Source organism: Caulobacter sp. NIBR2454 (assembly GCF_027474405.1).
Classification (GTDB): Bacteria; Pseudomonadota; Alphaproteobacteria; order Caulobacterales; family Caulobacteraceae; genus Caulobacter.
Genome location: NZ_CP114871.1, coordinates 2,825,779 through 2,839,952 on the forward strand (window position 1 = coordinate 2,825,779; position 14,174 = coordinate 2,839,952).

At 66.6% G+C, this 14,174-nt stretch carries 12 protein-coding genes; 7 read left to right on the forward strand and 5 right to left on the reverse strand.

Translation table 11 applies throughout. The features are described 5' to 3' along the window. Positions 1-3: 3 nt before the first annotated feature. From kdpA to O5K31_RS13730, 4 genes are all read right to left on the reverse strand, one after another. The gene (gene kdpA / locus O5K31_RS13720) at positions 4-1,713 is read right to left on the reverse strand and encodes a potassium-transporting ATPase subunit KdpA (RefSeq protein WP_269714186.1); all 1,710 of its coding nucleotides are present in this window, start codon (positions 1,711-1,713) and stop codon (positions 4-6) included. 12 nt (positions 1,714-1,725) lie between these two features. Next, a complete protein-coding gene (locus O5K31_RS18430) occupies positions 1,726-1,812 on the reverse strand; it encodes a potassium-transporting ATPase subunit F (RefSeq protein ID WP_442867784.1) in 87 nt (28 codons plus the stop codon). Between the two features lie 191 nt (positions 1,813-2,003). Next, entirely contained in the window at positions 2,004-2,795 is a 792-nt protein-coding gene (locus tag O5K31_RS13725) for a TSUP family transporter (RefSeq protein WP_269714188.1), read from the reverse strand. A gap of 63 nt (positions 2,796-2,858) precedes the next feature. Further along, entirely contained in the window at positions 2,859-3,557 is a 699-nt protein-coding gene (locus O5K31_RS13730; RefSeq protein WP_269714190.1) for a winged helix-turn-helix transcriptional regulator, read from the reverse strand. 166 nt (positions 3,558-3,723) lie between these two features. Here O5K31_RS13730 and O5K31_RS13735 point away from each other — a divergent pair, with 166 nt between their 5' ends. From O5K31_RS13735 to O5K31_RS13745, 3 genes are all read left to right on the forward strand, one after another. Further along, complete coding sequence (locus tag O5K31_RS13735) at positions 3,724-4,845, forward strand: acyl-CoA dehydrogenase family protein (RefSeq protein ID WP_269714192.1); 1,122 nt, start codon at positions 3,724-3,726, stop codon at positions 4,843-4,845. Between the two features lie 90 nt (positions 4,846-4,935). Then, positions 4,936-6,777 carry an alpha/beta fold hydrolase gene (locus O5K31_RS13740; protein WP_269714193.1) on the forward strand — a complete coding sequence of 614 codons (1,842 nt, stop codon included), beginning with the start codon at positions 4,936-4,938 and terminating at the stop codon, positions 6,775-6,777. 126 nt (positions 6,778-6,903) lie between these two features. Continuing rightward, positions 6,904-7,872 carry an alpha/beta fold hydrolase gene (locus O5K31_RS13745; RefSeq protein WP_269714195.1) on the forward strand — a complete coding sequence of 323 codons (969 nt, stop codon included), beginning with the start codon at positions 6,904-6,906 and terminating at the stop codon, positions 7,870-7,872. 63 nt (positions 7,873-7,935) lie between these two features. Here the strand turns inward: O5K31_RS13745 and manD are convergent, their stop codons facing one another. Next, positions 7,936-9,207 (reverse strand): D-mannonate dehydratase ManD, encoded by a 1,272-nt coding sequence (manD, locus tag O5K31_RS13750; protein WP_269714196.1) that lies wholly within the window; start codon positions 9,205-9,207, stop codon positions 7,936-7,938. Positions 9,208-9,340: 133 nt separating this feature from the next. Between manD and O5K31_RS13755 the strand changes: the two genes are divergently transcribed. The 4 genes from O5K31_RS13755 (at position 9,341) to O5K31_RS13770 (ending at position 14,054) form a co-directional block, all read left to right on the forward strand. Then, positions 9,341-10,108: a FadR/GntR family transcriptional regulator gene (locus O5K31_RS13755; RefSeq protein ID WP_269714198.1), complete on the forward strand. Its 768-nt coding sequence runs from the start codon at positions 9,341-9,343 to the stop codon at positions 10,106-10,108. 342 nt (positions 10,109-10,450) lie between these two features. After that, a complete protein-coding gene (locus O5K31_RS13760; RefSeq protein WP_269714200.1) occupies positions 10,451-11,590 on the forward strand; it encodes a glycoside hydrolase family 88/105 protein in 1,140 nt (379 codons plus the stop codon). Between the two features lie 91 nt (positions 11,591-11,681). Continuing rightward, positions 11,682-13,547 carry a hypothetical protein gene (locus O5K31_RS13765; RefSeq protein WP_269714202.1) on the forward strand — a complete coding sequence of 622 codons (1,866 nt, stop codon included), beginning with the start codon at positions 11,682-11,684 and terminating at the stop codon, positions 13,545-13,547. A 39-nt stretch (positions 13,548-13,586) separates the two neighbouring features. Next, positions 13,587-14,054, forward strand: a complete 468-nt coding sequence (locus O5K31_RS13770) for a low molecular weight protein-tyrosine-phosphatase (protein ID WP_269714204.1) — start codon at positions 13,587-13,589, stop codon at positions 14,052-14,054. Positions 14,055-14,174 lie beyond the last annotated feature (120 nt).

Genomic DNA, 14,174 nt, shown 5'->3' on the forward strand with positions numbered 1-14,174 from the left:
CCCTTAGAGCCCGGCGACCGCGGCGAGCGCTTGAAAGTGCTCGACGATCGGCCCCAGGGCGAGAGCGGGGAAGAATTGCAGGCCGCCCAGGATCAGGATCACCCCGATCAGCAGCCCGATGAACAGGCCGCCATGGGTCGGCAACGTGCCGGCCGTGGGCGTCAGCTTCGGCTTGGCGGCGATGGAGCCTGCGATGGCCAGAACGGCGACGATGGGGGCGAACCGGCCCATGAGCATGGAGATGCCCAAGGTGGTGTTCCACCACGGCGCGTTGGCGGTCAGGCCGGCGAAGGCCGAACCGTTGTTGGCGGTGGCGGAAGTGTAGCCATAGAGAATCTCCGACAGGCCGTGCGGCCCCTCGTGCATCAGGCCCTTCAACGCTTCGGGAAGCACGGCGGCGATGGCCGAAAAGCCCAGCATGGCCAACGGAATGACAAGCACCGCCAGCATGGCGAAGGTGATCTCGCGGCCCTCGATCTTCTTGCCCAGATATTCGGGCGTGCGCCCCACCATGAGGCCGGCGACGAACACCGACAGCATGGCCATGACGATCATGATCGCGATGCCCGATCCGATGCCGCCGGGCAGGATCTCGCCAAGCTGCATGAGGAACATGGTCACCGCCCCGCCCAGGGGCATGAGGCTGGAATGCATGCCGTTGACCGAACCGTTTGACGCCCCCGTGGTCATGGCCGCCCAGGCGGCGGTGGCGGGAGCGCCGAAGCGGACCTCCTTGCCCTCCATATTCACCGAGGCGTCGACGCCCGCGGCGACCAGGGCCGGCGCGGGCTGCGTCTCGGTCCAGTAAATGGCCCCCGCTCCAGCGCTGAGCAGGATCGAGGCGGCGATCACCAGCGCGCCGACGTCCTTCTTGGCCAAGGCCGAGCGGCCGAAGGCGAAGAACGCCGCCCAGCCCAGCATGTTGATCGACACGGCGGTGATCAGGTTGGTCAGCGGGCTGGGGTTCTCGAACGGGTGGGCGGAGTTGACGTTGAAGACGCCGCCGCCGTTGATGCCCAACTGTTTGATAGCCTCTTGGCTGGCGACCGGGAACAGGGCGATCTTCTGCTGCGCGCCCTCCAGCGTCGTGGCGACCGCGCCGCCGCTGAGGGTTTGCGGCAGGCCGAGCGCGACCAGCACAATGGCCAGCACGAGGCATAGCGGCAGCAGAACGTAGAGCGTGGTCCGCACCAGGTCGGCCCAGAAGTTGCCGACCCCTTCGCCACGATTGGCGGTAAAGGCCCGCGCCAGGGCGGCAGCGATGGTCGCGCCGGTGGCGGCGGAGACAAAGTTCTGCACCGTCAGCACCAGCATCTGGCTGAGCGTCGACATGGTCGTCTCGCCGCCATAGCTCTGCCAGTTGGTGTTGGTCACGAAGCTGACGGCGGTATTGAACGCCAGGTGCGGCGACAGGCCGTCAAAGCCCTGGGGGTTGAGCGGCAAGCCGCCCTGCAGGCGCAGCACCGCATAGACGAACAGGAAGCCGGTGAAGTTGAAGGCCAGCAGCGCGCCGGCGTAGCCGATCCAGTTCTGGCTCTTGTTCGGGTCCACGCCGCACCCGGCGTAGAACAGTTTTTCCACAGGGCGCAGGACGGGATCGAGCCAGGTGCGCTCCCTGCTCCAGACACGCGACATGTAGACGCCGACGGGCCAGCCGATAGCAACGGCCAGCCCCAGCGTCAGGGCGATTTCCGCCCAGCCTTGGATATTCATTGGATGTGTCCGTCAGAAACGGTCAGGCCGCAGCAAAGCCGCGACCATGTATGCCGCGACGCCCAGCGCCCCGGCGGCCCACAGAAGGTCCAGCCACATGGCTCAGACCTTCTTCAGCGCAACGGCGAAGACGGCGAAGGCCAGGAAGGCCCCGCCGCCCAGCGCCAGAAAGATCAGATCGGCCATCGGCCTCACGCTCCAGCTTGGAAGAACTGAGCGTGGTGTGAGCCTCGGGGCCGTAACGGCGCCATCAGGGAGTCGGGCGGCGGCGTAAGGGCCGCGTAAAGACCTTACTGAATGGCCGCGCCGACCATCACCCGCAGCGGGTTCGCCGGGTCGGACAGCAGCTTCACCACCATGCCCAGACAGATCGCCACCAGCAGCGGACGGATCAGTCGCGGGCCGAACCGCATGGCCGCGTGCGAACCCAACCGCCCGCCGATGAACTGCCCCACCGCCATCAGGCCGCCCAGCAGCCACAGGACGTGCCCCCCGGCCGCCAGCACGACGACCGAGACCACGTTGCTCATCAGGTTCAGGGCCTTGGTGTTAGCGGTGGCGCGGGTCAGGCCCATGCCCATCAGCGACACCAGGCTAAGGGCGAAGAACGAGCCCGTGCCCGGTCCGAAGAAGCCATCATAGAACCCGATGCCGCAGGCGACGCCGGCATAGGCCAGGGGCGTGAGCCTTGCATGGGCGTCCTCGTCGCTGGCCTTGGGTCCGAACAGAAAATACAGCGCGATCCCCACCAGCAGCACCGGCAGCAGGACCATCAGCCAGCGGGTATCCACCATGGTGATAGCCATGGCCCCGAACGCCGCGCCGACCAGGGTGGCGACCAGAGGCCATTTGAGCATCCGCAAATCGATCTTGCCGGCGCGCCAAAAGCTCCAGGTCGCCGACGCCGTGCCGACGCTGCCCTGCACCTTGTTGGTGGCGATCGCCGCCACGGGATTGACGCCGGCCGCCAACAGGGCCGGAACGGTGATCAGGCCCCCACCGCCGGCGATGGCGTCGATGAAGCCCGCGGCCGTCGCGGCCACGCACAGAAGCGCGATGACCTCCGGCGCCAGATCGATCATGTCCGCCCCTCGCTGAACCCCGGCGCGATGTAGCATCCGCTGCGGGGGCGGACCACCGGCCGGTCAGCTCGCCAGCCGCTCCACCTTGGCGAAGGGACTTAGGCCGAGCCAGGTCTGCATGGCCGATGCGAGCGGCTTGCTGCCCGTCAGCAGCATGCGGCCGCTATCAACGGCCGCACGCACGGTGTCGTGGCCCATCCAGATGGCGGTCATGGTGCGCAGGTCGGTGGAGACGTAGAGATCGACGTCAAAGCCCGGATCCAGCGAGCACAGATCAACCCCGGTCTCGGGATCGACATCCAGCCACCAGTGGCGCTCGCCCAAAGGCCGCTCGGGATAGACGAACTGGATCAGGCTGCGCCGACGCGGCATGGGCGTGGTGTTCAGCTGCCGGCGCATGTCCCACATCAAAAGTTGCGCATCGAGATGCTGCAGCGACACCTCAGCCTCGATCCGCCGCTGGCCCCAGACGCCAAAGGCTTCGACGATGGGGGCCAGTTCGCGCCCCGCCGCGGTCAAGCGGTACTCCTGCACCCCCGGGTCGGTGGCGAGGGCCGTTCGTGTCAGTACGCCCGCTGCCTCCAGGTCCTTCAATCGTTGCGACAACAGGGCCGGCGACATGCGCGGCACGCCGCGCCGCAGGTCATTGAAGCGGGTCGAGCCGGCGACCAGCTCGCGCAGAAGGACGATGGTCCAGCGCGCGCAAAGGATTTCGGCCGCCATCGCGACCGGACAGAACTGACGATAGGTGCCTTGGGCCATGGCGCTCCACCTGTTGAACGCCAAGCCTAGGCCCGCATAACGCCGGTTTCCAGTTCAGTTTCTGTATCAGCCGATTCAGTTCCTGAACTGGCCGCCCTGGAGCAAGATCGCCTAGTTCCCCGCCACACAAGGACAGGAGAACACCATGGCTCAGCCGGTGAGGACTATGAAAACGGGAACAATCGACTGGCTCGCCCGCGCCGATCGGATCGCGCCGCAGTTGGCCGCTTCAGCGGCGACGCACGACGCCGACGACAGCTTCGTGGCCGACAATTTCGACCTGCTCAAGCGAGAGGGCTTCTTCAAGGCTCATGTGCCGGCCGAACTGGGCGGCGGCGACGCCACCTATGCGGAGACCTGCGCCGTGGTGCGGCGGCTGGGCGCTAGCTGCGGCTCGACCGCCCTCGCCTACTCCATGCACTCGCATCTGGTGGCCGCCGCCGTCTGGCGCTGGCGCAACCAGAACGCCCCGACCGACGGCCTGCTGCGGCGCGTGGCGGCCGAGGACCTGGTGCTGATCTCCAGCGGCGGCTCGGACTGGCTGAAGAGCGCTGGCGAGGCGGTGAAGGTCGAAGGCGGCTTTCGCATCACTGGCCGCAAGATCTTCTCCAGCGGCTGTATGGCTGGAGATCTGCTGATGACCAGCGCGGTCTATGAAGACCCGGAGGACGGTCCGACGGTCCTGCACTTCGCCGTGCCGTTCAAGGCGGACGGCGTGCGCATCCTCGACACCTGGCGGGTGATGGGGATGCGGGGCACGGGCTCCCACGACGTGGAGCTGGACCAGGTCTTCGTGGCTGACGCCGCCATCGCAGGACGCCGACCGCAGGGCAAGTGGCACCCGCTGTTCCACATCATCTCGATGATCGCCTTCCCGCTCATCTACTCGGCCTATCTCGGGGTCGCCGAAGGCGCGCGGAACACAGCCCTAGAGGTCGCCCGCAAGAAGCCCCAGGACGAGGGTCTGCTTCAGCTGGTCGGCGAGATGGAGAACGCTTTGGCTCTGGCGCGGATGAGCGTCGATGACATGGTCCGCATCGGCGAGACCCAATCGCCTGCTCCGGAAACCACAGGCCGCACCATGAGCGCACGGACCCTGGCGGGTCAGGCGTGCATATGCACCGTCGAACGCGCTATGGAGGTCGCGGGCGGCTCATCCTTCTATCGCGAACTCGGCCTGGAGCGGGCCTTCCGTGATGTGCAGGCCGCGCGCTTCCATCCCCTGCAGGAGAAGCCGCAACTCCGCTACGCCGCTCGCCTCGCCCTCGGTCTGGACATCGACGGCTGACACGTTTTCTCAACACCCCACTTGCTTGTTCGCCGGAGTTTGGCGGAATGACGTTCTGTTGCGTCGAGGTAGGGTGTTGGGAGCAATCTTTTGGACAAGCTGAGCCCGGGCGCGGACGCCGCCGTCGGCCGGGCGGGGCCTCTCGACCCCTGGCTTGAAACGCCGGGGGCGACCACGGCCGCGGTCCGCGCTGGGTCTCGCGCCTTTGCGGCGGGGCTGGCGGAGGCGGCCACGGCCTACAGCCTTGTCCGCACAGAACGGCTAGGCGCCGCCGTGCTGGATCGCGATGGCCAGATCCTGTTCGCCAACGACATGTTCGAATCCCTTCTCGGCGGTCGCGGGCTTGATCCCCAGGCCGTGGCGACCGTGCTGTCGGAACGGCGCAGCCTGATTGTTCCCAGCGCCGAGGACAGCAGCCAGGCCCGCTCGGCCGTCGCCTATGGCCCCGCGGACCAGGCCCGGGACTGGGCTTTGCCCGACGCCGTCTGTCGCGCGGCTCGCCTGCCCCGCGCGGCCGTGGTCGTCCTCGCGGCAGGCGCCGTCACGGGCGGCGAGGCTCTGCTCGACGCTTGCGCCGCTTTCGGCCTGACGCCCCTGCAGACGAGGGTGGCGATCGGCCTGGTGCGCACCGGCTCGGTAAAGGGCGCCGCCCGCGAAGCCGACATCGCCTATGAAACCGCGCGAAAGGTCGTGGCCGAAGCCATGCGCCGCGTCGGCGCCACGCGGCTTTCCGGCTTCATCGAACGTCTGGTGCGGCTGTCGTTCGGCATCTGGCCGATAGGCCGCGACGGCGAGGCCATGCTGGCGGACATCTGGCGCCTGTCACAGCGTCAGGCGGCGCTCACTCTCGCCCTGTCGCAGGGCCTCAGCCGCGCGGAGGCCGCCAAGGCGGCGGGCATGTCCGAGGCGGTGGCCAAGAAGCACCTGGACACTATCTTCATCACCCTGGGCGTGCGCACCGCCGCCGAATTGGCCAAGGTCGTGACCGAGGCCCGCGCCCTGGCCCTGGTGACCGACGCCGTCCAGGGCGCGGTGGCCCTTGATCCGGAGATCATCGAGCCGCTGCGCCTGTTCCTGCGGCCCGACAGCGGACAGGTGGCGATCAGCGACTATGGCCCCCGTGGGGGACAGCCCGTCCTGGTGCTGCACGCAAGCTCCGCCACTCGACCCGTGACCAGCCAGCTGGTGCGCGCCCTGCAGGCCGAGGGCTTTCGGCCCATCGCCATCGACCGGCCAGGCTTTGGCCTCACCGACCCGCCGACGGACGTGGCGGCTTGGCGCGCCGATCCGTTCGCCGCCGCTTGTGACGACATCCTCCTGGTCTGCGAACAATTGAAGCTCAAGCGCATCGACCTGTTCGGGCGGGGCGCGGCCCAGGTGGTGGTCGCCTTGACCCGCAGGGCGCCGCAGCTGATCGGACGGGTTCTGCTGGTCAATCCCGATCCTCCGACCGCACACGGCAAGCGTTCGGGGGTCATCGGCGCGGTGAAGGAGACCTTCTTCCGTCATCCGGACCTGATCGAGAAGTTCGCCTGGACCGTGGCCAATCACATGACCCCCGCGCGCACCTGGCGGTTGTTGGCCAGAACGATGGAATCCAGCCCGCCCGACATCGCGGTGATGTCTCAGGGCCGCATCTACGCCGACTACGCCTCGGCCCTGCATCCCTTCACCACCGGTCGGGTCGCCGGCTATGTGGCGGAACAGACGGCCATGCTCGGCTGGTCGTCGCCTCCCCTGACAGGGATCAGCCACTGGCGCGTCCTGCAGGGCGCCCACGATTTCATGCATGATCCGGCCGAGGTAGTCGCCTACTGGCGGCAGGTGCTGCCCGAGGCGACCTTCGAGATCGTCGCCGACTCCGGCCGGTTCCTCGCCATCAGCCATGCAACCCTCGCGGCCCGCACCTTGGCTGCGATGCCGGCTGAATGAGCCGCGCGGTTCGGCGCCGCGCATCCGTACAAATCCAGACCTCTTATGTTCAAGGCGGCGTCATCGAGCGGCGCCACTGTGCGCTCATTGAAGCGGGTCATCGATCCGCCGCTGCTGGAGCATACCATGTCTGAACCCGCCGAAGCCTCGCGCCGCAATGTCCTCATTGGAGCCGGCTTGGCCGCCGCCCTCCCCGCTGTAAGCGCCGCCGCCCCGGCCGCAGCCGCCACGCCTTCCGCAACCGGAGCCAAGACCATGCAAAGCGATTTCGTCACCACCAAGGACGGCACACAGATCTTCTACAAGGACTGGGGCCCCAAGAACGCCCAGGCGCTGGTCTTCCACCATGGCTGGCCGCTGAGCTCGGACGACTGGGACAACCAGATGATGTACTTCCTGGGCCAGGGCTTCCGGGTGATCGCACACGACCGCCGGGGCCATGGCCGCTCGACCCAGACCGATACCGGCAACGAGATGGACACCTACGCCGCCGACGTCGCGGCGCTGGCCGAGAAGCTTAACCTGAAGAACGCCATCCACATCGGCCACTCCACCGGCGGCGGCGAAGTCACCCGCTATGTGGCCCGTTACGGCGGCAATGGCCGCGTGGCCAAGGCCGTGCTGATCGGGGCGGTGCCGCCGATCATGGTCAAGACGCCCGCCAATCCGGGCGGCCTGCCGATCGAGGTGTTCGACGGCTTCCGCGCCGCCCTCGTCGCCAACCGCGCCCAGTTCTACTACGACGTGCCGACCGGCCCGTTCTTCGGCTTCAACCGTCCCGGCGCCAAGGTCAGCCGCGGCCTGATCGACAACTGGTGGCGTCAGGGCATGATGGGCGGCGCCAAGGCCCACTACGACTGCATCAAGGCCTTCTCGGAAACCGACTTCACCAAGGACCTGAAGGCGATCACCGTCCCGGTGCTGGTCATGCACGGCGACGACGACCAGATCGTCCCCTACGCCGACTCCGCGCCCCTGGCCGCCAAGCTGCTGAAGAACGGCACGCTCAAGACCTACAAGGGCCTGCCCCACGCCATGGCCACCACCCATCCGGAGATCATCAATCCGGACCTGCTGGCCTTTATCAAAGCCTAGTATCGCTCCTCCAGGGCGGAACGAAGAAGGGCGGGGCCTCTCGAGGTCCCGCCCTTTTGTGTCTCACCAGTCGAACATCGTCCCGTCGCGCAGGCGATTCACCGGCAGATAGGCCCGCCGGTAGGGATATTTCCCCGCCAGAACCTCATCGATATCGACGCCCAGGCCCGGCTTGTCGCCCGGGTGCAGCATGCCGTCCTCAAAGGTATAGGCGTGCGGGAAGACCGCGTCGGTCTCGGCGGTATGGCGCATGTATTCCTGCAGGCCGAAATTGGGGATCGACATGTCGAAGTGCAGGGCCGCCGCCATGCAAACTGGCGATAGGTCGGTGGCGCCATGGCAGCCAGTCTTGACGTTGTGCATGGCCGCGAAGCTGGCGACCTTGCGTAGGTGCGTGATGCCGCCAGCATGGACCACGGTGGCGCGGATATAATCGATCAGTTGCTCCTCGATCAGTTGCTTGCAGCTCCAGATCGACGAGAAGATTTCCCCCACCGCCAGGGGCGTGGTGGTGTGCTGGCGGATCAGCCGGAAGCTGGCTTGGTTCTCGGCCGGCACCGCATCCTCCAGCCAGAACAGGCGATAGGGCTCTAGGTCCTTGCCCAGACGACCGGCCTCGATGGGCGTCAGTCGATGATGCACGTCGTGCAGCAGATTCACGTCCCAGCCCAGGACCTCGCGGGCCTTCTCGAACAGCTTGGGGGTGTGGGCGAGGTATTCCGGCGTCGACCAGACATTCTCGGTCGGCATCGCGCCGTCCGCCGGTTCATAGAACATCTTGTCCTTGGACACGCCGTAGGTGCTGGCCAGACCAGGCACGCCGGTCTGCAGGCGGATCGCCTTGTAGCCCATGGCCTTGTACTTCACCGCTTCGGCGATGGTCTCGTCGATGGTCTCGCCATTGGCGTGGCCATAGACCGTCACGCCCGTGCGGCAGGCCCCGCCAAGCAGCTGATAGACCGGCAGGCCGGCGGCCTTGCCCTTAATGTCCCACAGCGCCGTATCGACGGCCGCGATGGCGGTCATGGTGACCGCGCCGCCACGCCAATAGGCGCCGCGATACAGGAACTGCCAGATGTCCTCGATCTGGTGCGCGTCACGACCGATCAGGCAGGGAATGACGTGATCTTCCAGATAGCTGACGACGGCCAGTTCGCGGCCGTTCAGCGTCCCGTCGCCAAGGCCATAAATGCCTTCGGAGGTCTCGATCTTCAGGGTGACGAAGTTGCGCCCCGGGCAGGTCACGATCACCTTGGCGCCGGTGATCGTCAGGGGTCGCGAAAAGCGGTTCGCTGCGGACGATTGGGAGGCGGCGATAGAGACAGGAGCGTTCATCGGCTTACTCTTGGAATTGGTCAGGCCACCATTGCTTCACCTCCCAGACCATAGTCAAGTGCGAGGGTGAAATCAGCCGCCTCCGGCGAAACTCGGACCTGACAAGCGCGACCGACCCGCGATACAAAGCAGCATGACCACCACGACCGCCGACGCCAGAAAGCTCTATCAGCAGGTCGCCGACGCCGTGGCCAAGGCGATCCGGGGGCAGCGCTATCCCACGGGCGGCCGCCTGCCGTCGGAGCGTGACCTGGCCGAGGAATTCGGAGTCAGTCGTCCGACCATCCGCGAGGCCATGATCGCTCTGGAGATCTGGGGCCTGGTCGAGGCGCGCCACGGCTCGGGCATCTATGTCACCGCCGGCGCCAAGAAGGCCGCGGAAACCACGGAACCCGAACTCGACATCGGGGCCTTCGAACTGACCGAGGCCCGCCGTCTGGTGGAGGGCGAAGTCTGCGCCCTGGCCGCCAGCACCATCACCGACGAAGAGATCGAGCAACTCACCCAGATCGTGAAAGCCATGATCGCCGAGAACGCCGCCGACGTGGCGGGCGAAAAGGCCGACCGCAGCTTCCACGTGACCATCGCCCAGGCGACCCGCAACGCCGCCTTGGTCACCGTGGTCGAGGAGCTATGGGACATTCGCTACAAGTCGCCGCTCTGCGCCGCCATGCTGTCCCGCGCGCGCCAGGCCGGCTCGCGACCGCTGATTGATGATCACGAACTGATCCTCAACGCCCTCCGCACCCGCCGGCCCGCCGAGGCCCGCCAGGCCATGCGCGACCACCTGGGCCGCGTCATCGAAGACCTGCTCGCCGCCACCGAGATGGAGGCGTTGCAGAAGGCCCGCAGCGAAACCGCCGCCCGCCGTACAGAACTGGCCCGCCGCGGCTCCATCTGAATCAAAAAAGAGGGCGGCTGGAGAACCAGCCGCCCAAATGAGCGCGAGGGGAAGTGTGCGCTCTAGGGGCGCGCGCGAGGGAGAAACAGGCGCGCGGAGTTTGGTCGAAAGCGCCCTGGCGGGACGGCGATCGTCGCAGTCGTGAATCGTTATAATTGGCCCGACCAAAATGCAACCGGTGTCATGCCTATCGCCAATCATCAAAGCCATTGGCTAGTCCACATTCTCTTTGCATCAACGACCTGAATCCCATCCCCGCCTTATGACCGCTCACGACTTTTGGCTTGACCACCCGCCTTGCCTCCCCGCAAGTGACCGAAAAATCAAAATGGGAGACGTCACATGCGGAGCTGGCTGATCGCGGGAGCGGCCTTACTGGCTATGGGGCTGTCGGCGGCGCACGCTACGGACAAGACTCAGGAGCCGCCCGTTTCAGCCATGCGCAGGGTCGCCGACTGGCAACTCGCCCACATGGACAACTTTGACTACATCACCGCCTTCCGCGATCGGGTCGAGGACCCCACCGGCTGGGTGCAGGCGGCCTTCTGGATCGGCATGACCGAGCTGGCGGACTTGAAGGTCGATCCCCGCTATGCCGAGGCGATCAAGTCCGTCGGCGCCTCGCGCGGCTACGCCCTTGGCCATCGCCCTCTGCATGGCGACGATCACGCGATCGGCCAGACCTGGATCTGGATTCACAACCAGACCAATGACGACGCGGCGCTGGCGCAGATCAAGGCCCGCTTCGACGCCATCCTCGCCGACCCGCCCAAGAACGACCTGCTCTTCGTCGCCGGCGTGCCGGGCATGGAGTCCGCCTGCCAGCCGCGCTGGTGCTGGAGCGACGCCCTCTTCATGGCCCCTTCGGTTTGGGCCGGAATGAGCCGCGAGACCGGCGATCCTCGCTACGCCGCCTATGGCGACAAGGAGTTCTGGGCGACGACCGACTACCTCTACGACAAGACCGACCACCTCTATTATCGCGACAGCCGCTTTTTCGAGCGGCGCGGGCCCAAGGGCGAAAAGATCTTCTGGGGCCGGGGCAACGCCTGGGTCTTCGCCGGCATCGTGCGCATGCTCGAGGCCCTGCCCGCCGATCATCCTAGCCGCCCGCGCTATGAGCAGCTGATGCGCGAGATGGCCTCGGCCATCGCTCCGCTGCAGTCGCCCGCCGGCTACTGGCCCGCCTCGCTGCACGGCGGCGCCGGCCAGAACCCGGAGACCAGCGCCGCCGGCTTCTTCGTCTATGGCCTGGCCTGGGGCGTGAACCACGGCGTGCTCGACCGCGCGACCTACATGCCGATTATCGACAAGGGCTGGTCCGCCCTGCTGGCCGCGGTGGAGCCGGACGGCAAGCTCGGCTGGGTGCAGCAGGTCGGCAACGCCCCCGAACAGGTCAAGCGCGAGGACACCCAGCTGTATGGGGTCGGCGCGTTCCTGCTGGCCGGCTCCGAAGTGCGAAATCTGCGTCAGGGTCGCTGACCCACCTCGCCCCCCCCGACTTGACAGCGCTCCGTGTCGCAGGAAATGGTCAGGCCAATTCTTGTAGCCTGCGCCCCTTAGAGTGCTTGTGATGTTCAAACCTGTTTCACTTTCCCTCGCGGCGGCGCTCATCGGCGCCTCCGTCCCGGCCCAGGCCGCTCCCGCCGGCGCGCCACGGGGTCAGGCCTACGCCACGGTCCCGCCAATGAACGGGACGATCGAGCAGCGCATCCTGCCCGAACTCGACTTCCTCATGGGCAAGCTGCTGGCCGAGAAGCGAGACATGACCCTGGACGGGGTCAAGGTGTTCGAGGCGAACGACAAGTTCCTGCCGGGAAAGATCGCTATCGGGCTCAGCTACCTGCTGATCGACACCCCGCGCGACGATCCGCGCTTCGCCCGATACCTCGCCGGCTTCCGCGAGATCGCCGATCTGACGGTCGAGGACCCGAACGACACCTGGGGCGTCTATTACTACATCCAAGCGCTTCACATGCTGAAGGAGGCGGGCCTTCTGGAGCAGGCGGTTTCTCCCGAAACCCTCGCCAAGCAGAAGGCCAAACTCGACTGGCGGCGGTTCGTGCGCGCCGACGATCTGACTCTGATCGACCTGCCCAACAACTACTATGGCGTCGCCTTCAGTGTGGCCCGGCTGCGCTATCAGATGGGTTGGGAAGACGCCTCGGCGAGCGAAGCCCTGCTGGCCCGCATGCTAGACCACTATCGCAAGTACTCGGGAGAGTACGGCTTCGCCGACGAGACCGATGGCGACGGACGTTTCGACCGCTACAGCGTCCTGCTGATCGGCGAGATCGCCCACCGCTTCATCGAAAGCGGCATCGCCCCCACGCCTGAGCTGAAGACCTGGCTGCGCAAGTCGGTGGACGTGATGTTGCCCCGCTTCAACAGCCGCGGCGAAGGTTTTGAATACGGCCGCAGTATCGGCACATACGGCGAGACCGCCTTCCTGGAAGTGATGACCGCCGCCGCCGTCATGGGCGTTCTGACCGAGGAGGAAAAGGCCATGGCCTACGCCCTCTCGTCACGTGTCACCGCCCGTTACGCCGACTTCTGGTTCGATCCGGAAATGCGCTCGGTGAACATGTGGGAGCATGGTCGCCGCACCGACGCCTATCGCGGCAAGCACCGCATCCTGGGCGAGAACCTCAGCCTGGCGCGCCAGTACATCTACACCAGCGCGATCTGGGATCAGCTGGGCTTCAAGGACAAGGCCCCCGCCCCCGGCTTCGACGCCTGGCTGAAGACCCTGCCCAAGCGCCAGACGACCTGGTTTTCGCGCGGCGACTACGACCGCTTCGTCGTCACCCTGCGCGACGGCGACCATGTGATCAGCCTGCCTGTGATCAACGGCGGCGCGGGCCAGCACATGCACAGCCCCTATTTTCCGGTCCCGTTCTCGGCCGGGATGCTGTCGGGCGTGGCCGACGGGAAGGCCCCTCATCTGATTCCCCGCTTCACCCTGGCGGACGGCTCGCAACTGATGCCCCTGGCGTACTTCAAGGGCGCCAAGGTCACCCCCAAGGGCAAGGCGACCACCGTCACCTGGCGCCAGGATCAGATGGACCGCATGGGTGAGAACGCGCCCCGGCCCGACGACCGCCTGTCGGTCCAGACCACCTACAGCTTCAGCCCAGGCCGCATCGTGCGCACCGACCGCTACACGCCCAAGGCGCCGCTGGAGATCAAGAGTGTCGATATGGAGTTCGGGACCTATTCGTCGGCGCCCGCCTGGACCGGCGCGGGCTTCGAGTTCGGCGCCGGGGATGTCACTGGCTTCAAGGTACAGGGCCTGGATAGCTGCGAGACGCGGCCCTTCGACAAGCCCGCCGACGCCGGCACGCCACCCGGCCCGATGCTCAGCCGCATCGTCTGCGAAGGCGGCGCCAAGACCATCGACAAGCCGTTCTCCATCAGTTGGACCCTGACCTACAGGTAGGCGCTGGCTCCCGTGAGCCGGCTCGGCTAGATCGACCGCATGTCGCGCCCGTCGGTCCTGTTCGTCTGCCTTGGCAATATCTGCCGCTCCCCCTTGGCCGAGGCGGCCTTTCGGGCCGAAGCTATGCGCATCGGCCTGGAGGTTAAGGTCGATAGCGCCGGTACCGGCGACTGGCACGTGGGCCAACCGCCCGACCGCCGCGCCCAGGCCACGGCCTTGCGGAATGGCGTGGACATCAGCGGCTACCGGGGTCGTCAGGTGACTCCGGAAGACTTCCGCCGTTTCACCCACATCGTCGCCCAGGACCGCGACAACCTCTCCAACCTGATGCGCATGCGCCCCCGGGACGCCATCGCCGAGCTCAGCCTGATGCTCGAACACGCCGGGCGGCCCGGCGAATCAGTGGCCGACCCCTATTACGGCGACGAAGAGGACTTTGACGTCACCTGGTGGGACGTGACACGCGCCGCCGAGGGGCTGGCTCGGCGCCTTTCAATCCGCGACTGACCAGCGACCAACCGCCACAGAGCGGCCCTAAAAAAGCCCGCCGTTGCGGGCTCACACGCCTATAGCAAGCGGCGACACAACCCAGGAGGAGTTTGAAACTTCGCCCAACCTATAGACGAA